At 49.8% G+C, this 22,715-nt stretch carries 17 protein-coding genes, 3 tRNA genes and 4 rRNA genes; 10 read left to right on the top strand and 14 right to left on the bottom strand.

Annotation, left to right across the window (positions count from 1 at the left end; all coding sequences use genetic code 11):
- Window positions 1-822 carry a shikimate dehydrogenase gene (gene aroE, locus HV237_RS02065; RefSeq protein WP_047358920.1) on the top strand — a complete coding sequence of 274 codons (822 nt, stop codon included), beginning with the start codon at window positions 1-3 and terminating at the stop codon, window positions 820-822.
- On the top strand, window positions 819-1,076 hold the full coding sequence (locus HV237_RS02070; RefSeq protein ID WP_047358921.1) for a DUF1488 domain-containing protein: 258 nt from the start codon (window positions 819-821) through the stop codon (window positions 1,074-1,076). The genes aroE and HV237_RS02070 overlap by 4 nt, the downstream gene beginning before the upstream one ends.
- On the opposite strand, the gene HV237_RS02075 is transcribed toward HV237_RS02070, so the two are convergent.
- The gene (locus HV237_RS02075; protein WP_016154733.1) at window positions 1,052-1,606 is read right to left on the bottom strand and encodes a gamma carbonic anhydrase family protein; all 555 of its coding nucleotides are present in this window, start codon (window positions 1,604-1,606) and stop codon (window positions 1,052-1,054) included. The two genes, HV237_RS02070 and HV237_RS02075, sit on opposite strands and share 25 nt — an antisense overlap.
- Before the next feature lie 469 nt (window positions 1,607-2,075).
- Between HV237_RS02075 and HV237_RS02080 the strand changes: the two genes are divergently transcribed.
- The 7 genes from HV237_RS02080 to rrf (HV237_RS02110) all read left to right on the top strand — a co-directional run bounded on the left by HV237_RS02080 (window position 2,076) and on the right by rrf (HV237_RS02110) (window position 7,522).
- Window positions 2,076-3,617, top strand: a 16S ribosomal RNA gene (locus HV237_RS02080).
- 71 nt (window positions 3,618-3,688) lie between these two features.
- A tRNA-Ile gene (locus HV237_RS02085) sits at window positions 3,689-3,765 on the top strand.
- Between the two features lie 108 nt (window positions 3,766-3,873).
- A tRNA-Ala gene (locus tag HV237_RS02090) sits at window positions 3,874-3,949 on the top strand.
- 208 nt (window positions 3,950-4,157) lie between these two features.
- A 23S ribosomal RNA gene (locus HV237_RS02095) occupies window positions 4,158-7,064 on the top strand.
- A gap of 98 nt (window positions 7,065-7,162) precedes the next feature.
- A 5S ribosomal RNA gene (gene rrf, locus HV237_RS02100) occupies window positions 7,163-7,278 on the top strand.
- A 14-nt stretch (window positions 7,279-7,292) separates the two neighbouring features.
- Window positions 7,293-7,368, top strand: a tRNA-Thr gene (locus HV237_RS02105).
- 38 nt (window positions 7,369-7,406) lie between these two features.
- A 5S ribosomal RNA gene (gene rrf / locus HV237_RS02110) occupies window positions 7,407-7,522 on the top strand.
- Together the 16S, 23S and 5S rRNA genes with 3 tRNA genes alongside form the textbook arrangement of a ribosomal RNA operon.
- 85 nt (window positions 7,523-7,607) lie before the next feature.
- Here the strand turns inward: rrf (HV237_RS02110) and HV237_RS02115 are convergent.
- From HV237_RS02115 to HV237_RS02145, 7 genes are all read right to left on the bottom strand, one after another.
- Window positions 7,608-8,366, bottom strand: a complete 759-nt coding sequence (locus HV237_RS02115) for an amino acid ABC transporter ATP-binding protein (RefSeq protein WP_047359099.1) — start codon at window positions 8,364-8,366, stop codon at window positions 7,608-7,610.
- 7 nt (window positions 8,367-8,373) lie between these two features.
- Complete coding sequence (locus tag HV237_RS02120) at window positions 8,374-9,477, bottom strand: amino acid ABC transporter permease (protein WP_047359098.1); 1,104 nt, start codon at window positions 9,475-9,477, stop codon at window positions 8,374-8,376.
- A gap of 9 nt (window positions 9,478-9,486) precedes the next feature.
- Window positions 9,487-10,668 carry an amino acid ABC transporter permease gene (locus tag HV237_RS02125; protein WP_047359097.1) on the bottom strand — a complete coding sequence of 394 codons (1,182 nt, stop codon included), beginning with the start codon at window positions 10,666-10,668 and terminating at the stop codon, window positions 9,487-9,489.
- Between the two features lie 69 nt (window positions 10,669-10,737).
- The gene (locus HV237_RS02130; protein WP_003025295.1) at window positions 10,738-11,763 is read right to left on the bottom strand and encodes an amino acid ABC transporter substrate-binding protein; all 1,026 of its coding nucleotides are present in this window, start codon (window positions 11,761-11,763) and stop codon (window positions 10,738-10,740) included.
- A 460-nt stretch (window positions 11,764-12,223) separates the two neighbouring features.
- On the bottom strand, window positions 12,224-12,445 hold the full coding sequence (locus HV237_RS02135) for a lipoprotein (protein WP_003025292.1): 222 nt from the start codon (window positions 12,443-12,445) through the stop codon (window positions 12,224-12,226).
- 272 nt (window positions 12,446-12,717) lie between these two features.
- On the bottom strand, window positions 12,718-15,831 hold the full coding sequence (locus tag HV237_RS02140) for an efflux RND transporter permease subunit (protein ID WP_094169265.1): 3,114 nt from the start codon (window positions 15,829-15,831) through the stop codon (window positions 12,718-12,720).
- Between the two features lie 11 nt (window positions 15,832-15,842).
- Window positions 15,843-17,006: an efflux RND transporter periplasmic adaptor subunit gene (locus tag HV237_RS02145; RefSeq protein ID WP_046275049.1), complete on the bottom strand. Its 1,164-nt coding sequence runs from the start codon at window positions 17,004-17,006 to the stop codon at window positions 15,843-15,845.
- 413 nt (window positions 17,007-17,419) lie between these two features.
- Here HV237_RS02145 and envR point away from each other — a divergent pair, with 413 nt between their 5' ends.
- The gene (envR, locus tag HV237_RS02150; RefSeq protein WP_047359095.1) at window positions 17,420-18,076 is read left to right on the top strand and encodes an acrEF/envCD operon transcriptional regulator; all 657 of its coding nucleotides are present in this window, start codon (window positions 17,420-17,422) and stop codon (window positions 18,074-18,076) included.
- A 46-nt stretch (window positions 18,077-18,122) separates the two neighbouring features.
- Here envR and HV237_RS02155 read toward each other — a convergent pair whose 3' ends face one another.
- From HV237_RS02155 to prmA, 6 genes are all read right to left on the bottom strand, one after another.
- Complete coding sequence (locus tag HV237_RS02155) at window positions 18,123-18,287, bottom strand: DUF2556 family protein (protein ID WP_003025279.1); 165 nt, start codon at window positions 18,285-18,287, stop codon at window positions 18,123-18,125.
- Window positions 18,288-18,369: 82 nt separating this feature from the next.
- On the bottom strand, window positions 18,370-19,254 hold the full coding sequence (yhdJ, locus tag HV237_RS02160) for an adenine-specific DNA-methyltransferase (RefSeq protein ID WP_016157595.1): 885 nt from the start codon (window positions 19,252-19,254) through the stop codon (window positions 18,370-18,372).
- An 88-nt stretch (window positions 19,255-19,342) separates the two neighbouring features.
- Entirely contained in the window at window positions 19,343-19,639 is a 297-nt protein-coding gene (gene fis, locus HV237_RS02165; protein WP_000462905.1) for a DNA-binding transcriptional regulator Fis, read from the bottom strand.
- 25 nt (window positions 19,640-19,664) lie between these two features.
- Complete coding sequence (dusB, locus tag HV237_RS02170; protein WP_047359094.1) at window positions 19,665-20,630, bottom strand: tRNA dihydrouridine synthase DusB; 966 nt, start codon at window positions 20,628-20,630, stop codon at window positions 19,665-19,667.
- Window positions 20,631-20,928: 298 nt separating this feature from the next.
- Window positions 20,929-21,705: a carbonic anhydrase family protein gene (locus tag HV237_RS02175; protein ID WP_053389873.1), complete on the bottom strand. Its 777-nt coding sequence runs from the start codon at window positions 21,703-21,705 to the stop codon at window positions 20,929-20,931.
- Between the two features lie 128 nt (window positions 21,706-21,833).
- Window positions 21,834-22,715 (bottom strand): 50S ribosomal protein L11 methyltransferase, encoded by an 882-nt coding sequence (prmA, locus tag HV237_RS02180; protein WP_046275075.1) that lies wholly within the window; start codon window positions 22,713-22,715, stop codon window positions 21,834-21,836.

Consider the following 22,715-nt stretch of genomic DNA (forward strand, 5'->3'; position numbering starts at 1 on the left):
ATGAAAGAAGCCTATGCTGTTTTTGGTAATCCGATAGCGCACAGTAAATCGCCCTTTATTCATCAGCAATTTGCAGAGCAGTTGAAAATTGATCATTCCTATGGACGTGTACTGGCACCTATCAATGATTTTGTGAATGCGCTGAATGCCTTTTTTGCTGAGGGCGGGAAGGGGGCAAATGTCACAGTGCCTTTTAAGGAAGAGGCGTTTGCGCGTGCCGATGAATTAACGGAGCGAGCATCGCTTGCTGGAGCGGTCAACACTCTTAAACGACTCGAGGATGGGCGTTTACTGGGAGATAACACGGATGGTATCGGCTTATTAAGCGATCTTGAACGTTTATCTTTCATTCGTCCCGGATCGCGAGTTCTGTTGATTGGCGCCGGTGGCGCATCCCGTGGGGTTTTATTACCTCTTCTTTCTCTGGATTGTGCGGTAACCATCGTTAACCGTACTGCTTCGCGCGCAGAAGAACTGGCGCAAATCTTCTCCCATACCGGCAGCGTGCAGGCGGTGGGAATGGACGAGCTTGATAATTACAGTTTTGATTTAATTATTAATGCGACATCCAGCGGAATTAGCGGTGAGGTACCTGCCATTCCGACATCGCTTATTCACTCATCTGTCTATTGCTATGACATGTTTTATCAGCAAGGGAATACACCGTTCCTTTCCTGGTGTGCTGAACATGGGGCGAAACAGTATGCCGATGGTCTGGGGATGCTGGTGGGACAAGCAGCGCACGCCGTTTTACTCTGGCATGGTGTATTGCCACAGATTGAGCCCGTCATCAAAAGCATGCAACAGGAAATGTCGGTATGAATCAGGCGATCCAGTTTCCCGATCGAGAAGAATGGCGGACGGATATTAGCGCCGTTGTTTTCCCTGCGTTGGTCCATGGTATGCAGTTAACATGCGCTATATCAGGGGAGACGTTGGCGTCCCGCTTTGGCGGCTGCACGCCTGAACAATGGCTGGAAATCTTTCAACAGCATCGCTGGGACCTGGAAGAAGAGGCCGAAGCATTGATCCAGGACCAGCAGGAAGACTCTCAGGGTTGGGTTTGGTTACTCTGATTTAAATACTCATCTTTCCATTTAACGTAGTTGTTAGCAGAGTATTTTAAGCCTGCTTTCTCTTCGTCACTTAATGGCCGGATCTGTTTAACCGGGCTACCCAGGTACAGATATCCACTCTCCAGGCGTTTGTTTTGCGGCACCAGGCTTCCTGCCCCAATCATAACGTCGTCTTCTACCACTACGCCGTCCAGTAAAATTGATCCCATACCGACCAATACGCGGTTGCCAACGATGCAGCCGTGTAGCATGACTTTATGACCGACCGTCACATCCTCACCCACGATCAATGGATTACCTTGCGGATTAGATGTGGATTTATGTGTGACATGGAGAACGCTGCCGTCCTGAATGTTTGTACGGGCGCCGATTTGTACATAGTTGACGTCGCCACGAATCGCAACCAACGGCCAAATCCCGACGTCATCAGCCAAACGAGTATCACCAATGACGACGCTACTGGTGTCGATCATCACGCGTTTTCCGATCTGTGGGAAAAGATCCTTATAAGGACGTAATACATCAGACATGTTTACCTCAACAAAAATAGAGCAGTAATGAAGACTTTGGTTGGATTATCGAGACTGTGCAAGTGATTTAGCTATCAAAAATCAGCCAAATTGTGCAGGAATATAGCGAAAGGGGTGAAAAACAAGCACTCAGCAAAAAAGATCCAAAAAATACTTGTGCTAAAAAATGGGATCCCTATAATGCGCCTCCATCGACACGGCGGATGTGAATCACTTCACGCAAACAGCCGGTTCGGTTGAAGAGAAAAACCTGAAAATGAGGGTTGACTCTGAAAGAGGAAAGCGTAATATACGCCACCTCGCGACAGAGCGCTAAAGCGCGTCGCAACTGCTCTTTAACAATTTATCAGACAATCTGTGTGGGCACTCGAAGATACGGATTCTTAACGTCGCAAGACGAAAAATGAATACCAAGTCTCTGAGTGAACACGTAATTCATTACGAAGTTTAATTCACGAGCATCAAACTTAAATTGAAGAGTTTGATCATGGCTCAGATTGAACGCTGGCGGCAGGCCTAACACATGCAAGTCGAACGGTAGCACAGAGGAGCTTGCTCCTTGGGTGACGAGTGGCGGACGGGTGAGTAATGTCTGGGAAACTGCCCGATGGAGGGGGATAACTACTGGAAACGGTAGCTAATACCGCATAATGTCGCAAGACCAAAGAGGGGGACCTTCGGGCCTCTTGCCATCGGATGTGCCCAGATGGGATTAGCTAGTAGGTGGGGTAACGGCTCACCTAGGCGACGATCCCTAGCTGGTCTGAGAGGATGACCAGCCACACTGGAACTGAGACACGGTCCAGACTCCTACGGGAGGCAGCAGTGGGGAATATTGCACAATGGGCGCAAGCCTGATGCAGCCATGCCGCGTGTATGAAGAAGGCCTTCGGGTTGTAAAGTACTTTCAGCGAGGAGGAAGGTGTTGTGGTTAATAACCGCAGCAATTGACGTTACTCGCAGAAGAAGCACCGGCTAACTCCGTGCCAGCAGCCGCGGTAATACGGAGGGTGCAAGCGTTAATCGGAATTACTGGGCGTAAAGCGCACGCAGGCGGTCTGTCAAGTCGGATGTGAAATCCCCGGGCTCAACCTGGGAACTGCATCCGAAACTGGCAGGCTAGAGTCTTGTAGAGGGGGGTAGAATTCCAGGTGTAGCGGTGAAATGCGTAGAGATCTGGAGGAATACCGGTGGCGAAGGCGGCCCCCTGGACAAAGACTGACGCTCAGGTGCGAAAGCGTGGGGAGCAAACAGGATTAGATACCCTGGTAGTCCACGCCGTAAACGATGTCGACTTGGAGGTTGTGCCCTTGAGGCGTGGCTTCCGGAGCTAACGCGTTAAGTCGACCGCCTGGGGAGTACGGCCGCAAGGTTAAAACTCAAATGAATTGACGGGGGCCCGCACAAGCGGTGGAGCATGTGGTTTAATTCGATGCAACGCGAAGAACCTTACCTACTCTTGACATCCACGGAACTTGGCAGAGATGCCTTGGTGCCTTCGGGAACCGTGAGACAGGTGCTGCATGGCTGTCGTCAGCTCGTGTTGTGAAATGTTGGGTTAAGTCCCGCAACGAGCGCAACCCTTATCCTTTGTTGCCAGCGATTCGGTCGGGAACTCAAAGGAGACTGCCAGTGATAAACTGGAGGAAGGTGGGGATGACGTCAAGTCATCATGGCCCTTACGAGTAGGGCTACACACGTGCTACAATGGCATATACAAAGAGAAGCGACCTCGCGAGAGCAAGCGGACCTCATAAAGTATGTCGTAGTCCGGATTGGAGTCTGCAACTCGACTCCATGAAGTCGGAATCGCTAGTAATCGTGGATCAGAATGCCACGGTGAATACGTTCCCGGGCCTTGTACACACCGCCCGTCACACCATGGGAGTGGGTTGCAAAAGAAGTAGGTAGCTTAACCTTCGGGAGGGCGCTTACCACTTTGTGATTCATGACTGGGGTGAAGTCGTAACAAGGTAACCGTAGGGGAACCTGCGGTTGGATCACCTCCTTACCTTAAAGAAACGTTCTTTGTAGTGCTCACACAGATTGTCTGATGAAAATTAGCAGTAAGAAAATCTCTGCAGGCTTGTAGCTCAGGTGGTTAGAGCGCACCCCTGATAAGGGTGAGGTCGGTGGTTCAAGTCCACTCAGGCCTACCAAATTCGCCTCCGTGCTGTGTTACGGCGATGCTCGCATACTTCAGTATGCTTCGCACCACCGCGCCTTGCCCGGAAACGAATTAGGGTACAGAGATTAGCATTTACGATGGGGTTATAGCTCAGCTGGGAGAGCGCCTGCCTTGCACGCAGGAGGTCTGCGGTTCGATCCCGCATAGCTCCACCATCCCTTACTGCAAAAACACAAGAAAACTTCAGAGTGTACCTGAAAAGGTTCACTGCGAAGTTTTGCTCTTTAAAAATCTGGATCAAGCTGAAAATTGAAACGACACACTGTTTCATTTCTCCGTAAACAAGAAATGAAAAGCGGTGTGTCCGAGTCTCTCAAATTTTCGCAACACTGAAGTGTTTTACGAAACATCTTCGGGTTGTGAGGTTAAGCGACTAAGCGTACACGGTGGATGCCCTGGCAGTCAGAGGCGATGAAGGACGTGCTAATCTGCGATAAGCGTCGGTAAGGTGATATGAACCGTTATAACCGGCGATTTCCGAATGGGGAAACCCAGTGTGATTCGTCACACTATCATTACGTGAATACATAGCGTAATGAAGCGAACCGGGGGAACTGAAACATCTAAGTACCCCGAGGAAAAGAAATCAACCGAGATTCCCCCAGTAGCGGCGAGCGAACGGGGAGCAGCCCAGAGTCTGAATCAGCATGTGTGGTAGTGGAACGGTCTGGAAAGTCCGGCGATACAGGGTGATAGCCCCGTACACAAAAGTGCATGTGTTGTGAACTCGAAGAGTAGGGCGGGACACGTGGTATCCTGTCTGAATATGGGGGGACCATCCTCCAAGGCTAAATACTCCTGACTGACCGATAGTGAACCAGTACCGTGAGGGAAAGGCGAAAAGAACCCCGGCGAGGGGAGTGAAAAAGAACCTGAAACCGTGTACGTACAAGCAGTGGGAGCCTCTTTATGGGGTGACTGCGTACCTTTTGTATAATGGGTCAGCGACTTATATTCTGTAGCAAGGTTAACCGAATAGGGGAGCCGAAGGGAAACCGAGTCTTAACTGGGCGTTAAGTTGCAGGGTATAGACCCGAAACCCGGTGATCTAGCCATGGGCAGGTTGAAGGTTGGGTAACACTAACTGGAGGACCGAACCGACTAATGTTGAAAAATTAGCGGATGACTTGTGGCTGGGGGTGAAAGGCCAATCAAACCGGGAGATAGCTGGTTCTCCCCGAAAGCTATTTAGGTAGCGCCTCGTGAATTCATCTTCGGGGGTAGAGCACTGTTTCGGCTAGGGGGTCATCCCGACTTACCAACCCGATGCAAACTGCGAATACCGAAGAATGTTATCACGGGAGACACACGGCGGGTGCTAACGTCCGTCGTGAAGAGGGAAACAACCCAGACCGCCAGCTAAGGTCCCAAAGTCATGGTTAAGTGGGAAACGATGTGGGAAGGCACAGACAGCCAGGATGTTGGCTTAGAAGCAGCCATCATTTAAAGAAAGCGTAATAGCTCACTGGTCGAGTCGGCCTGCGCGGAAGATGTAACGGGGCTAAACCATGCACCGAAGCTGCGGCAGCGACACTATGTGTTGTTGGGTAGGGGAGCGTTCTGTAAGCCGTTGAAGGTGGCCTGTGAGGGTTGCTGGAGGTATCAGAAGTGCGAATGCTGACATAAGTAACGATAATGCGGGTGAAAAACCCGCACGCCGGAAGACCAAGGGTTCCTGTCCAACGTTAATCGGGGCAGGGTGAGTCGACCCCTAAGGCGAGGCCGAAAGGCGTAGTCGATGGGAAACAGGTTAATATTCCTGTACTTGGTGTTACTGCGAAGGGGGGACGGAGAAGGCTATGTTAGCCGGGCGACGGTTGTCCCGGTTTAAGCATGTAGGCGGAGATTCCAGGTAAATCCGGAGTCTTGTTAACGCTGAGGTGTGATGACGAGGCACTACGGTGCTGAAGTAACAAATGCCCTGCTTCCAGGAAAAGCCTCTAAGCATCAGGTAACACAAAATCGTACCCCAAACCGACACAGGTGGTCAGGTAGAGAATACCAAGGCGCTTGAGAGAACTCGGGTGAAGGAACTAGGCAAAATGGTGCCGTAACTTCGGGAGAAGGCACGCTGATATGTAGGTGAAGTGATTTACTCATGGAGCTGAAATCAGTCGAAGATACCAGCTGGCTGCAACTGTTTATTAAAAACACAGCACTGTGCAAACACGAAAGTGGACGTATACGGTGTGACGCCTGCCCGGTGCCGGAAGGTTAATTGATGGGGTTATCCGTAAGGAGAAGCTCTTGATCGAAGCCCCGGTAAACGGCGGCCGTAACTATAACGGTCCTAAGGTAGCGAAATTCCTTGTCGGGTAAGTTCCGACCTGCACGAATGGCGTAATGATGGCCAGGCTGTCTCCACCCGAGACTCAGTGAAATTGAACTCGCTGTGAAGATGCAGTGTACCCGCGGCAAGACGGAAAGACCCCGTGAACCTTTACTATAGCTTGACACTGAACACTGGTCCTTGATGTGTAGGATAGGTGGGAGGCTTTGAAGTGTGGACGCCAGTCTGCATGGAGCCAACCTTGAAATACCACCCTTTAATGGCTGGTGTTCTAACGTAGACCCGTAATCCGGGTTGCGGACAGTGTCTGGTGGGTAGTTTGACTGGGGCGGTCTCCTCCTAAAGAGTAACGGAGGAGCACGAAGGTTAGCTAATCCTGGTCGGACATCAGGAGGTTAGTGCAAAGGCATAAGCTAGCTTGACTGCGAGAGTGACGGCTCGAGCAGGTGCGAAAGCAGGTCTTAGTGATCCGGTGGTTCTGAATGGAAGGGCCATCGCTCAACGGATAAAAGGTACTCCGGGGATAACAGGCTGATACCGCCCAAGAGTTCATATCGACGGCGGTGTTTGGCACCTCGATGTCGGCTCATCACATCCTGGGGCTGAAGTAGGTCCCAAGGGTATGGCTGTTCGCCATTTAAAGTGGTACGCGAGCTGGGTTTAGAACGTCGTGAGACAGTTCGGTCCCTATCTGCCGTGGGCGCTGGAGAATTGAGGGGGGCTGCTCCTAGTACGAGAGGACCGGAGTGGACGCATCACTGGTGTTCGGGTTGTCATGCCAATGGCATTGCCCGGTAGCTAAATGCGGAAGAGATAAGTGCTGAAAGCATCTAAGCACGAAACTTGCCCCGAGATGAGTTCTCCCTGACCCTTTAAGGGTCCTGAAGGAACGTTGAAGACGACGACGTTGATAGGTCGGGTGTGTAAGCGTAGCGATACGTTGAGCTAACCGATACTAATGAACCGTGAGGCTTAACCTTACAACGCCGAAGATGTTTTGGCGAAAGAGACATCGAAATTCAGCTTGATTACAGATTACATCGACAGACCTGAGAGGTGTGTTGATAAACAGAATTTGCCTGGCGGCTGTAGCGCGGTGGTCCCACCTGACCCCATGCCGAACTCAGAAGTGAAACGCCGTAGCGCCGATGGTAGTGTGGGGTCTCCCCATGCGAGAGTAGGGAACTGCCAGGCATCAAATTTAGTGTGCTGATATGGCTCAGTTGGTAGAGCGCACCCTTGGTAAGGGTGAGGTCCCCAGTTCGACTCTGGGTATCAGCACCAGTTTTTCGGTTAAAGTTTGGCACTTAGAAAAGAATTTGTCTGGCGGCTGTAGCGCGGTGGTCCCACCTGACCCCATGCCGAACTCAGAAGTGAAACGCCGTAGCGCCGATGGTAGTGTGGGGTCTCCCCATGCGAGAGTAGGGAACTGCCAGACATCAAATAAAAACAAAAGGCCCAGTCTTTCGACTGGGCCTTTTGTTTTATCTGTTAAACGCCAGTGCTGTATCCGGCGCATGGCTTTAATGGATAACCTGCGACAAAAACGCACGCGTGCGTTCAGATTTGGGGTGAGCAAAAAACTCATCCGGTGCTGCCTGTTCAACAATCTCGCCAAGATCCATAAAGATCACCCGGTCGGCCACTGTACGGGCAAAGCCCATTTCATGGGTAACACACAGCATGGTCATGCCTGATTGTGCCAGACCTATCATGGTATCAAGCACTTCTTTTACCATTTCAGGATCCAACGCTGATGTGGGTTCATCGAATAACATGATTTTGGGTTTCATGCACAGTGAGCGTGCAATGGCCACGCGCTGTTGCTGCCCACCAGAGATTTGCCCAGGATACTTATACGCATGTTCAGCAATGCGAACTCGCTCAAGGTAGTGCATTGCCAGAGCTTCAGCCTCTTTTTTCGGCATCTTTTGTACCCAGATTGGTGCCAGCGTGCAGTTTTGCAGGACCGTCAAATGAGGAAAGAGATTAAAGTGCTGAAAAACCATGCCAACTTCTTGTCTGACGCGCTCAATATTGCGGATATCTTCATTGAGTTCGATCCCATCCACCACAATACGTCCTTGCTGATGCTCTTCCAGATGGTTGATACAGCGGATAGTTGTCGATTTACCCGAACCGGAAGGTCCGCATAATACGATGCGTTCTCCCTGCTTTACCTTCAGGTTGATGTTTTTCAGGACGTGAAACTGTCCGTACCATTTGTTGACGTTTTCCAGCGTAATCATCGCGTCGGTAGACGGCATTAATAATTGGCTCATAAATTCCTCAGTGCGGTGTACGCCCGGTGTTAAAACGTTTTTCCAGATGTTGGCTGTAACGCGACATGCTAAAACAGAAGATCCAGTAAATCAGTGCAGCGAAAACATATCCTTCCGTCGACATACCCAACCATGAAGGGTCTACAGTTGCCTGCTGCACGCTACTGAAGAGATCAAACAGGCCGATGATGATGACCAGACTGGTATCCTTAAACAGGGCGATAATCGTGTTAACCAGACCCGGAATAACCAGCTTGAGGGCTTGCGGAAGAATGACCAGCCCTTGCGTTTTCCAGTACCCTAACGCCAGTGATTCAGCGGCTTCATACTGACCTTTTGGTAGGGCCTGTAACCCTCCGCGAACCACTTCTGCGACATACGCCGACTGGAAAAGAATCACGCCGACCAGCGCCCGGATAAGTTTGTCGATACTGGTCCCTTCGGACATAAACAGAGGAAGCATGACCGAGGACATAAAAAGGACGGTAATCAACGGCACACCGCGCCAGAACTCAATGAAAATGACGGATAAAATCCGCACGACTGGCATATGAGACCGACGTCCAAGCGCCAGTAAAATACCCCACGGAAGCGCGCCCGCAATCCCCACGGATGCAATGATAAGCGTCAGTGTTAATCCGCCCCACTGTCGGGTTTCTACGCGCTCAAGTCCGAAAAAACCACCGTACATCAACCACCAGACCACCACGGGATAAACGACGGCCCAGACGGCGATATAGCGGCCACGGTGAGGCATAGATTTCCAGAACATAGGGACGATAGAGGCCAGGCCAATGATCAGGGCCAGATTTACGCGCCAGCGCTGATCGTGGGGATAAAGTCCATACATGAATTGCCCAAAGCGTTCATGAATGAACACCCAGCAAGCCCCTGCTTTGGTGCAGTCTGCGCGGGTTGAACCGACCCAGTTGGCCTGAAAGAATACCCAGTTCAGCAGTGGCGGAAGAAATGACCAAATCAGCCAAATGCACAGCAGCGTGAGCAGGCTATTTGACCAACTGGAGAACAGGTTTTTACGCACCCAGAGTAGACTGCGGCTTGCCGGGTTACTGTTCTGACGCGAGGGGTGAGACAGCAGTGCTTTTGTCATCATGGCTCCTTAGCGCTCAATCAGTGCAATACGGCGGTTATAAATATTCATCAGCAGAGAAATGCTCAGGCTGATGATCAGGTACACCGACATCGTGATAGCAATGGTTTCAATGGCTTGCCCTGTTTGATTGAGTACCGTGCCGGCAAACAGTGAAACCATATCCGGGTAGCCAATAGCGGCCGCAAGAGAGGAGTTTTTGACGATATTCAGATACTGGCTGGTTAATGGGGGAATGATGACGCGCAGCGCCTGTGGGATGATCACCTGGCGCAGTGTCACCGGATTTGGTAGACCCAGTGAGCGTGCTGCTTCATGTTGGCCATAAGGAACGGCCTGGATTCCCGCTCGAATAATTTCTGCAATAAACGCCGAGGTATACACTGAAAGCGCCAGCGTCAGGGCAGCCAGTTCGGGAATAAGCACCATACCGCCACGGAAGTTAAAACCGCGAAGGGCGGGGATATCCCAGTGAAGCGCTGCGCCAAACAGCCACTGTGAGATCATCGGTAAAAGCACGATCAGCGCCAGAGCCGTGGGCCAGGTCCGGCGTAGCTGACCGGTTTTAGTCTGGTGCATTCTGTTGTAGCGAAATAGCCCGATAGTGACGACGATAGTGATAATTACAGCGCCGCAAAAGGCAAAAAATCCTTCTCCCATTTGCGGTGCCGGAATATAGAGCCCCCGGTTACTCAGAAACATCAAGTCCAGCGCGTTAACGGCCTGACGTGGGCCGGGCAGGTTACGTAATACGGCGAAATACCAAAAGAAGATCTGCAGCAGCGGCGGTATATTGCGGAACGTTTCGATGTAGATCGTCGAGAGCTTTCGTAATAACCAGTTATCTGACAGGCGTGCCAGTCCGAGAAAGAAACCAATAATTGATGCGAAAACAATACACAGTGCAGAAACCAATAGCGTATTGAGTAGGCCAACGATAAAGACACGGCCATACGTATCGCCTTGCTCGTAATCGATCAGATGCTGGACAATACCAAATCCGGCGCTGCGATCGAGAAAAGAGAATCCCGAGGTAATACCGCTATTGTTCAGGTTATTTATCGTGTTATGGATGAGATAGACCGCAATGCAGATGACCGCAATGACGGCAAGTATTTGAAATAACCAGGCGCGGACCGCAGGGTTAGAAAAGGATAACGATCCTTTTACGATTGAGCGGCGATGGAACATAAGAAAACCTCGGTAACTATGACTCTGGACTGAGCGCCGCAGTCGCGGCACCCGTTACATCACTACGCATTAGCGCACCGGTGGCGCATATTGAATGCCACCGTTATTCCAGAGGTTGTTCTGTCCACGTTTGATCTTCAGTGGGCTTTCCGATCCCACGTTACGCTCAAAGATCTCCGAGTAGTTACCTACCTGCTTGATAATGTTGTAAGCCCATTTGTTATCAAGCTTCAGATCCTTGCCATAATCCCCTTCTTTGCCTAACAGGTGTGCCATATCCGGCGTTGCAGGATTAGCCGCTTTTTCATCGACGTTTTTCGAGTTAACGCCCATTTCTTCCGCATTCAGCATGGCGAACAGCGTCCAGCGAACAATGGAGAACCACTCATCGTCTCCACGACGTACAACAGGTCCCAGCGGTTCTTTAGAAATAACTTCAGGCAGGACAATCCATTCCGCAGGGTTACTCAGCTTGATTCGCAGGGCGTACAACTGAGACTGGTCGGAAGCCAGCGTGTCGCAGCGTCCAGATTCCAGAGCTTTAGCTGATTCATCCGAGCGGTCAAAAGTGACAGGGGTGTACTTCATGTTGTTGGCTTTAAAGTAGTCAGCCACGTTCAGTTCGGTATCTGTTCCTGCCTGGATACAAACCGTTGCGCCATCCAGCTCTTTAGCACTCTTGAGACCCGCTTTATTGTGGGTAAGAAAACCAATGCCGTCGTAATACGTTACGCCAGTGAAAGACATTCCCATTCCTGCGTCACGAGAGGAGGTCCAGGTGGTATTACGAGAGAGCATGTCGACTTCACCAGATTGTAGTGCGGTAAAGCGTTCTTTGGCGGTGAGCGGGGTATATTTTACTTTGCTATCATCGCCAAATACGGCGGAGGCAACGCCACGACATACGTCGACATCAATACCTGAGAACTTACCGCTTGCATCGGCATAAGAAAAGCCAGGCAACCCGTCACTGATCCCACACTGCACAAAACCTTTTTTCTTTACGGCATCAAGTGTTGCGCCGGCATGTGCCTGATTTGCAACCGCAAGCAACACGCCGGCCGCTGCCAGGCTGGCTATTATCATCTTTTTCATAGAGCATCCTGTGTGGAGGAATTATTGTTATGGAAACGTTCTGAAAACGTCTTTTACCTGTCTGTGGCTATGGCCATACTCTTTTAAGCAAAGGTAGTGCCAGGTTTTTGCGCACGATTATTCGACGCAATATCCAGAGTGTAGACAGGAAAAAATAAATGCAGCGCCCTGAAGTGGTGCAAAATTGAAACGTAAGCCACATTTCGGCGCAAAAAATTTAAAAATCAAACCGGACGCGTGATAACGATTTCGTACGTTAATATTGATGACGTGAGAATAATGAAAAGAAAGGGCGCTGTTACGAAGAACTGAAAAAATGCTAATTTCAAATCGTGGATATGTGAGGCAAATCTATAATAATTTTATTATACGTTGAGTGCTATATACCAACGTTTTGTCTTATATGAAGATTTAATTCTTATTGCAAAAAGCGCGGTACCCACCGCGCTTTTAAGAAGATTTATTTGGTCAGGGCGACTATCCCAAGCGTCAGCCCGGCAACGGCTGCTGCGCCACCGGCGATGGCACCGGCTGTTTCCCAGTTATCCTGCGTGGTGCCTTTCATACAGGTATTGGTATGAACCAGGCGCCCCTGATCGTCGTATACAGGTACGCAAGGAGAATCGTGTGCACAGCCGGCCAGGAATGCGGTAAGCAATGCAACGGATATTAATCTTTTCATGGTGTTACCTCAAAAATAAGCGTTTCGCTAATTGAGCAAAGACAAACGCTAAGCCATCTGCGAACTCGGCGATTATTTTACCACTTCTTAAAAAAATACTGACATGAGGAATAATCTCAATTCATGTGGATTGTAAAAATAATGGATAAAAAGAAAGGTGATTCGCGATTTTTTCAGGAAGGGTTTATTAGAAATAAATGGCTATCTTATTAATAAATAAAGAGGGGCATCTTAGGTGAAAAAGGCGTCCGAAGACGCCTTAATTTTACAAATTAATTGTTGCGCCGACTAAAACGCCGTCTGACGACAACGAAGAAGACGGGGACGAAGAAGATTGCTAACAATGTCGCGGTCAGCATACCTCCCATTACACCTGTACCGACCGCATTCTGTGCCCCGCTACCCGCTCCGTGGCTGATAACCAGAGGCATAACCCCCAGAATAAACGCCAGGGATGTCATCAGGATTGGACGAAGACGCATGCGTGACGCCTCCAGTGTGGCTTCAATCAACCCTTTACCTTCTTTATCCATCAGGTCTTTGGCAAACTCCACGATAAGGATAGCGTTTTTGGCGGAAAGACCGATGGTAGTCAGCAGACCTACCTGGAAGTAAACGTCGTTATTCAGACCGCGTATGGACGCCGCCAGAAGCGCACCGACCACGCCGAGCGGTACAACCAACATGACTGAAAATGGAATAGACCAGCTCTCATACAATGCGGCGAGACACAGGAAGACGACGATTAACGAAATAGCGTATAACGCAGGTGCCTGATTGCCGGAGAGCCGTTCCTGATATGACATCCCCGTCCAGTCATAGCCGATACCGGTTGGCAGCTGTGCTGCCAGGTTTTCCATGAGCGCCATGGCTTCACCGGTGCTTCGACCCGGCGCGGCCTCTCCCAGTATTTCCATTGATGGCATACCGTTGTAACGCTCCAGGCGGGGTGAACCATAAATCCAATGCGACGAACTGAATGCAGAGAATGGCACCATTTCACCATTCCCACTACGTACGTAGAGATTGTTGATGTCGTTGGGTAACATACGGAACGGCGCGTCAGCCTGAACGTATACCTTTTTCACTCGGCCATGATCGATAAAATCGTTCACATAGGTGCCGCCAAGGGCCGTGGAAATCGTTTGGTTTATATCCGACAGACTTACGCCTAACGCCTGGGCTTTTTCCTGATCAATATCCAGCTTAAATTGCGGGGTATCTTCCAGACCGTTAGGGCGCACGCGCACCAGTAAATCTGGATGCTCTCTCACCATACCCAGCAACTGGTTCCGGGCTTTCGTCAGTTCTGTATGACCGAGGTTAGCCTGATCAATTAACTGAAAATCAAAGCCGGTCGCGGTACCCAGTTCAAGGATGGCAGGCATGTTGAACGGGAACACCAGTCCATCTTTAATCTGGCTGAACGCCCTGGTCGCACGTTCGACGATAGCCGTCACGCCGTTTTCATCGCCCGAACGCTCTTCCCATGGTTTGAGGCTAATAAAGACGATACCGGAGTTCTGTCCCTGGCCGCTAAAGCTGAAGCCATTAACGGTGAACACCGATTTTACGTTCGCTTTTTCCTGGTTGAGGTAGTAATTCTGAATCTGATCCAGCACCTGCTGTGTGCGCGTCTGTGTCGCACCGGCAGGAAGTTGCACCATTGTCATAAAGACCCCCTGATCCTCATCGGGCAAGAAGGAGGTAGGGAGGCGTAAAAACAGAACTGCCATTCCGCCGACGATAAGAACATATAGCAACAAGTAGCGTCCGGTTTTGCGCAGAATACCGCTGATACTATTGCTGTAATGCCCGACGCTTTTATCGAACAGGGCGTTAAACCATCCGAAAAAACCGCCTTTCTTTTCAACATGTCCGGCGGAAACGGGTTTTAGCAGCGTTGCGCAAAGCGCTGGCGTAAGAATCAGGGCGACCAGAACAGAAAGCGCCATCGCTGAAACAATGGTCAGAGAGAACTGGCGGTAAATGGCGCCGGTCGAGCCGCCAAAGAACGCCATGGGGATAAATACCGCCGAGAGCACCATCGCGATCCCGACCAGTGCGCCCTGGATCTGGACCATGGATTTCTGCGTCGCCTCTTTGGGCGGCAGTTTCTCTTCCGCCATGACGCGTTCGACGTTTTCTACTACCACGATGGCGTCATCGACCAGCAGGCCGATGGCCAGCACCATTCCGAACATCGTTAGCGTGTTGATGGAGAATCCGAATGCGGCGAGGATCGCGAATGTTCCCAACAGCACGACAGGCACTGCGATAGTTGGAATCAGCGTGGCGCGCAGATTTTGCAGGAACAGGTACATCACCAGGAAGACGAGGATGATGGCTTCAAACAGCGTTTTCACCACCTCGTTAATCGAGATTTTTACAAATGGTGTAGTGTCATAGGGGTAAACCACTTGCAAACCTTGCGGGAAGAAAGGTTGTAACTCAGCCAGCTTTGCTTTGACGCCTGCGGCAGTATCCAGCGCGTTTGCACCGGTCGCCAGCTTAATGCCCAGGCCTGTTGCAGGCTGACCATTAATTTTCGTCACCATGTTATAGTTTTCGCCGCCGAGTTCGATGCGGGCTACATCTCTGAGGTGAACCATTGAGCCATCCTGGCCCACCTTCAGCGTTATGCGACCAAACTCTTCCGGCGTTTTCAGGCGTGTCTGAGCGATAATGGAGGCATTAAGTTGTTGACCCTGGACGGATGGCGCGCCTCCCAGTTGGCCTGCGGCAATCTGATTGTTTTGCGTTCTCAGTTGATTGATAACGTCCAGAGGAGTCAACTGATATTTGTTCATTGCGTTGCTGTCGAGCCAGATGCGCATTGCGTACTGTGCACCAAACATCTGGACATCGCCGACACCTGCTGTTCGGCTTATTGCGTCTTTAACGTTAGACGCCACATAGTCGGAAATATCATCCTGCGTCAGATTGTTATTATCGGAGACAAAACCCGCCACCATCAGGAAACCGCTACTGGATTTCTCGACGCTGATCCCCTGCTGCTGTACTTCCTGTGGCAGTAAGGGCATCGCTAACTGTAATTTGTTTTGCACCTGGACCTGTGCGATATCCGGGTCAGTACCCGACTCGAAAGTCAGAGTAATGGTGACGCTCCCGGAGGAATCGCTGGTGGAGGACATATACATCAGGTTATCGATACCGTTCATATTCTGTTCGATAACCTGCGTAACCGTGTCTTGTACCGTCTGCGCATCCGCACCTGGGTAGGTGGCAGAAATAGCGACCGCAGGAGGTGCAATGGTCGGATACTGTGCAACGGGCAGTTGCATGATTGCCAGAGCCCCTGCCATCATCAGAATGATGGCCAGAACCCAGGCAAAAATAGGGCGATTGATAAAAAAGTTAGCCATGTCCGGTTACCTTATTGCGCAGTTTTTGCGGCTGGAGTTTCGGTATCGGTGGTTGCTTTAACCTTTACGCCGGGACGCGCTTTCTGCAATCCGCTGACGATAACCTTATCGCCAGGCTGTAAGCCCTCGCTGATTAACCACTTATCACCTATCGCCTGAGTAGCAACGACGGTGCGAGCCTCGACCTGACTCTTGTCATTGACAACCATCACCGTTGCATCGCCGCGTGGCGTACGCGTTACCCCTTGTTGGGGAACGAGAATGGCATTCGGCTGGACGCCTTCATCAATACGAGCACGCACAAACATGCCCGGCAGCAGCGTGTGCTGTGGGTTAGGGAATACGGCCCTGAGGGTGATGGATCCGGTACTTTCATCAACGGTGACATCAGAGAACTGCAACGCACCTTTCAGCGGGTACGACTGACCATTTTCCATCACCAGTTCGACGGTACTGCTGGCGCTGTCTTTATGCAGGCTCCCTTGCTCAACGGACTGTTTAAGGCGCATAAAGTCATTACTGGACTGTGTTACGTCGACGTAAATAGGATCAAGTTGTTGCACGGTAGCAAGTTCAGTTGCCTGGCTATTCGTGACTAATGCGCCTTCGGTGACGTTAGATTTACCGATACGTCCGCTAATGGGCGATGTCACTTTGGTGTAGGCCAGGTTTATACGAGCACTTTCGACCGCCGCTTTTGCCGCGATAACGGAGGCATCGGCCTGGCGAGCATCAGCAATGGCCTGATCGTACTCTTGCTGGCTGATGTACTTAGTGCCAACCAGCGGGACATAACGTTTTACCGTTAAATGTGCGATAGCTGCTGCCGCTTCACTCTTTGCCAGTTCGCCTTTGGCGCTGTCGTAGTCGGCCTGGTAAGTCGCAGGATCGATCTGATAAAGCGACTGACCGGCTTCAACATCGCTTCCCTCGGTGAAATTCCGTTTAAGTACAATCCCGCTGACCTGAGGACGGACTTCAGCAATACGAAATGCTGTTGTGCGCCCAGGTAATTCGGTCGTCACGGCTAAAGGCGCCTTTTCGACGACATGGACAGTCACCTGCGGCTCTGCGGGGTGAGCTTGTGTTTCTCCCTGATCGTTACAACCGGCGAGTAATACAGCGGACATGATGATGAATGAGGGCAGGAGTGAAAACCTGGCATTTTTCGTCATTTCTATTCCTTAAAAAACCGAACGCTCGTTATTAACCGGGTAACGCAGAGGCGATAACGCGCACAAGTAAAAATAATGGTTGGCTATCCTACAAATTATTAGCTTGCGATGTAAGCAATACTTATTTATGGGCGCGATACACGGCACGTAAAAACAAAAAAGGATTAATCTTCGGTTGTTTCATTATGGTTTTAATAGTAATGCAATGATGCGCATAAACACATATTGAAATAAGTATTTGGTTGGTGAATATATTGGTGGTTGTTATTTGTTTTGTTTATTCGTGTGCAATATCCATAATTAACTGTTTTAGAACTCGTCTAAATAAACGCTAAGTGATACATTTGTTCCGTTTAGCAAATATTACATAAGAAAGTTAATCATTCTCTACTTTACCTCAGACAGTCGAAACCATGGCCAGAAAAACGAAAGCTGATGCCCTCAAAACACGACAGCACCTGATAGAAACAGCGATTATGCAGTTTGCCGTGCGTGGTGTTAGCAATACGACGTTAAACGACATTGCGGATGCCGCCAGCGTGACGCGGGGGGCGCTCTATTGGCATTTTGAAAATAAGACGCAATTGTTCAATGCGCTATGGTTACAACAACCTTCATTACGCGATCTTATTCAGGATAAACTTATTGGTCGTTGGGGTGATAATCCTTTACAGCGACTGCGTGAAAAGTTTGTGGTGGGATTACAATATATTGCACAGAATCCTCGCCAGCAGGCATTAATGCAAATTTTATATCATAAATGTGAATTTCATAACGATATGATATCAGAACAGACCATTCGCGATAAAATAGGTCTCAGTCATCAAAGCATTCGTGATTCACTGCAAAAATGCGTGGATGAAAATCTGATTGCTACCAGTCTGGATTTAGATGTCATCATCATTATTCTGCACGGTAGCTTTAGCGGAATAATAAAAAACTGGTTAATGAATCCAGTGAGTTATGATTTGTATGGGCAAGCACCAGTATTAGTTGATAACGTATTAAAAATGTTAAGCCCAGATGGCTGTGTAATGCAATTAATGCAGAGTGAAAATCAGCCAGGGTAGTTTTAGCCGCCAGGGCCTGACGGCTGTCGATGTATTTTTCGTCGTGCTATTCGAGGTCGACGCAGTTGACCAGCTTGAGGGGGTTTACAGAATTCATATTCCGGCACTTATCGTGCTCCGTTGTCATCAGCTCTATCCACTGAATGAGCAGCGCATCAAAGAGAAAAACGAAGACCGCAAAAACAACCAGCCACCAATACTTGCGAATCATTACCAAACCCTGTGTATTCATGCCCAAGCGTGCAGGGAATATACACGAAATCTGCAAGCTGAAAAGCAGACTTACAATGCCTTTACTTTGCTGAAAGATCGCCGCTCTTTGCTGTTAATCGACTCTTTTTAGACAGATTTTTTGTCTTCCGCTTTTTCACCTTTGCAAGTTCATTCTCTGAAAAATGCGAACCAATGCTCATTCTTCTGAGCCCCATTTTTACGTACTCGGCATTGATTTCAATCCCGACAAACTTGCGACCTAATTCCACGGCAGTGGCACCGGTAGTGAAGCTACCGGCAAACGGATCCAGCACGCTGTCATCTGGACTGGAGGAAGCCAGAATGATGCGTTCAAGGAGGGCTTTGGGTTTTTGAGTCGGGTGATTTTCGTATTCGTCCATCAGATAACGAACGCGTGGAAACTCCCAGACATTGCCTGGTACTTTTTTCTGGTTGTAAGGTTGGGGCGGGTTCTTTCTGTAATCTATCAGTGCACGTTTAGCGCCCGTTTTGGCTTCAACCAAAATATCATCACGATTAAACGTGTAGTTTTTCTGATCTTTTACCATCATCAGAAGCGGTTCATACATCGAACCAAAGTGATTTTTGGCCTGCACCCCGGAGCTATCGTATGACCACACGATACGGCTCTTGATGGTAAAGAGCTGGCGGCATTTGAGATCGATGTACGGCATGTTCTCCGTACTGTTCATGATGTACATGGTGCCGTGTGATTTGAGAATGCGATGGCACTCGTCAATGCACTCAAACAGCCATGCCAAAAATGCCTCTTCGTCCCAGGATTCCACCATCCCGTCAAAGTCTTTACCGATGTTATAAGGTGGGTCGGCGAAAATGAGATCGACGCTTTCTGACGGCAGCTTTTTCAGTTCGGTCAGAGCATCACCCAGGATTATCTTTTTAGATTCATCGCCAAAATAGACAGGTTCACATCTTGCGTTCATCGCCAAAGCCTCCCGTGTGACGTTAATAAAAAAGGCGCTTCCCCATGCCGAGTAGCGCCTTTTAAAACAAACATTTCGCTGATTAGTATCAGTTCATGCCGTATTTTTTCAGTTTTTTACGCAGCGTACCACGGTTGATGCCCATCATCAGGGCAGCACGGGTCTGGTTACCGCGGGTGTATTGCATCACCATGTCCAACAGGGGCTGTTCTACTTCAGCCAGTACCAGCTCATAGAGATCGTTAACATCCTGACCATTCAATTGAGCAAAATAGTTCTTCAGTGCCTGTTTAACCGAGTCACGCAGGGGCTTTTGAGTTACCTGATCCTGAGAGTTAACGGTAGAAACGGTCAGTACGTCAGAATTTACGCGTTGTTCGAACATAGTTCTGTCAGCTCTTTATTTCTGTTTACGCAAAATTTTCGAAGTATGCCTCCAACGCCACCAGCTGTTCGCTGGAATCTTCAATGGCGTTGAATGTGCGCCGAAACTGGTCATCCGGAGCGTGTTCCTGGAGATACCAGGATACGTGTTTACGCGCAATTCGGTACCCTTTTGCCTGACCATAAAAGTCGTGCAGTTCCCGAACGTGCGCACAAAGCAAGCGCTTCACCTCTGCCAGAGGCAGCGGGGGCAGCAGCTCCCCAGTGTCCAGATAATGCTGGATTTCCCGAAAGATCCAGGGTCTTCCCTGAGCTGCACGTCCTATCATCAGGGCATCCGCCCCCGTATAGTCGAGTACAGCTCTGGCTTTATGCGGGTCAGTAATGTCGCCATTCGCGATAATCGGAATGGAAACTTTCTGCTTAACTGCCCGAATACTGTCGTACTCAGCATCTCCATTGAACAAACAGGCGCGGGTGCGTCCATGAATGGTCAGAGCCTGAATGCCACAGTCTTCAGCCAGTTGGGCAATCTCTACGCAGTTACGGTGTTCCGGAGCCCAGCCGGTGCGAATCTTGAGTGTGACAGGAACGTCCACCGCATTGACGACCTCGGTTAGTATTGATTTCACTAGATCCGGGTACTGCAAGAGGGCTGAACCTGCGAGCTTGCGATTCACTTTTTTAGCCGGACACCCCATATTGATATCAATAATCTGGGCGCCGCTTTCCACGTTAATACGTGCGGCATCGGCCATCTCAACAGGGTCGCTACCGGCAATTTGCACCGTGCGAATTCCTGGCTCATCAACGTGCACCATCCGTAAACGAGACTTGTCACTTTCCCAAACCTGCGGGTTAGAAGACATCATCTCGGATACCGTCAATCCTGCTCCCATCTCATAGCACAGCGTCCTGAATGGTCTGTCAGTTATGCCAGCCATAGGTGCTGCGATCAGGCGATTTCTGAGCTGGTATTGTCCGATGCGCATGAGTTAAGAAATGACCATACTGTGACTGCAAGGCGGCGTATATTACGCATTTTTCGCACGAGATGAAAGGCCAAACTTTGACCAATCCACTGAGGTGGATCAATGAATTGCCGTAAATATGAACGCATGAAAATATTTAATCATATAAATCATTGCATTATAAAGATGTGTCGATTTTATATACACATATAATTTTGCGTAACTTCTCATTTTTTCTTCAGCCGCAGAAGGTGCTGGCAAGATATTCTGCTGAATTAATCAGCAAATTGTCTCGCCATTGTGTGATATCTACCTCATTTTAGTACAGGATCTCGATATCTCCTGAATGGCTGTCGATGATCTTGCGTTCATTTACTGGCTGCGGTGGGCGATTGTTCGCAGGCCCAACAATGTAGTGAAATTTATCCAGTTGTTCGGCGGAAAGGGCAACAGGCGTTTTCAGGACAGTCCAGCTGACGCCTTCAGTACAGGGAGGTGTAGTTAGCGAACCACTATAGCGCCAGTAGGTTTTATCGTCGGGTAAAAGTTGGTTGATATCGACTGGCGAGAAGATGGGCATACTGTTGTCCTCCATGGTTGGAAATGACTCCCACAGATTTTGAATCGCCTGGTTAGGTTCGCCGACGTCAAACATGACCGCCACGATAGTGACGTCTCCGTGTTGGTTTTTGTGGACTAACTGCAACTCCAGCGGATAGGTTTTACCGTTGAAGGTATGTTCGCTCGGGGCGTGAAAATCTAATTGTTTTAGAAAATAAATCTTTCCATCAACTTCAATGGAGTTTGAGGTATAGCTACTCATTGTTGCCTGCAGAGTATGGTTAATGCTCTGAAATCTTGTCGGACCATCAACATATTGCATGTTGAGTGAAGGAAGTCCAAGTTTACGAGTTTTGGCGGTCTGGATATCAATGGGTGATTGATTTATTCCGGTCTGGCACGTTGCATACTCTTTGCTGATTTCTCCCCACTGTGCGGGACCAGATTCTCCGCTATAACCCCATGGCGCGGCCAGCGCGGTCAGTGGCATCAGGTATGCTGTCAGTAAAGTTGTGATAAATAGGTTGAAGCGCATACGTTTACTCAACGAAAATCAATATAAATATTAACAAAATCAATAAATTATTATATCGCTGGAGAACGTCTCAGTATGCTGGTCAATTGTCTGAAAATGGCGTGGTCAGGCAACCACGCCGGAAGGGATTATTTTTTCTGACCGGTAATGCGGCACCACTCTTCTTTCTCGACAACCGGATCGAGCGTAAAGAGTTCGGCATAGGCCTCACAGACGCTTTCCGCCTGGCTGGCAAGAATGCCAGAAAGCCCCAGTAAACCGCCCTCAACGGGCAGTACGCTGATTAACGGTGCCAGTTCACGTAATGGGCCTGCGAGGATGTTTGCGACCACCACGTCGGCTTTCATCGCCTCTGGCTGGTCTTTCGGCAGATAAAGCTCCAGACGCTCAGAAACGCCATTACGCTGGGCGTTATCACGGCTGGCCTGAATTGCTTGCGGATCGATGTCTACGCCGATGGCTTTTGCCGCACCCAGCTTCAGTGCCGCAATGGCAAGAATGCCGGAGCCGCAGCCGAAGTCGATGACGGTTTTGCCGTTAAGATCGAGACCGTCCAGCCATTGCAGACATAGGGAGGTGGTGGGGTGAGTGCCGGTACCAAACGCCAGGCCCGGGTCCAGCATCACGTTGACGGCATTCTCATCCGGGACATCGCGCCAGCTTGGGCAAATCCATAAACGTTCACCAAAGCGCATCGGGTGGAAGTTATCCATCCATTCGCGTTCCCAGTCTTTGTCTTCGAGCTGTTCGATTTTATGCGCGAAGCCTGCACCCAGCAGCGGATGCTGCTCCAGGATGGCAACCACTTCTTTCATGTCTGTTTCTGCATCGAACAAGCCGATAACGTCGGTATCTCCCCACAGGCGAGTCTCGCCCGGCAGAGGCTCAAATACCGGCGTATCATGCGTGTCCTGGAAAGTAATGGAAACGGAGCCCGCTTCCATCAGCGCATCGCTCAACTCTTCAGCGTTGGCACCGGTCGTGTTCAGTTTCAGTTGGATCCATGGCAT

It is taken from the genome of Citrobacter sp. RHBSTW-00570 (assembly GCF_013739755.1).
GTDB lineage: Bacteria > Pseudomonadota > Gammaproteobacteria > Enterobacterales > Enterobacteriaceae > Citrobacter > Citrobacter braakii.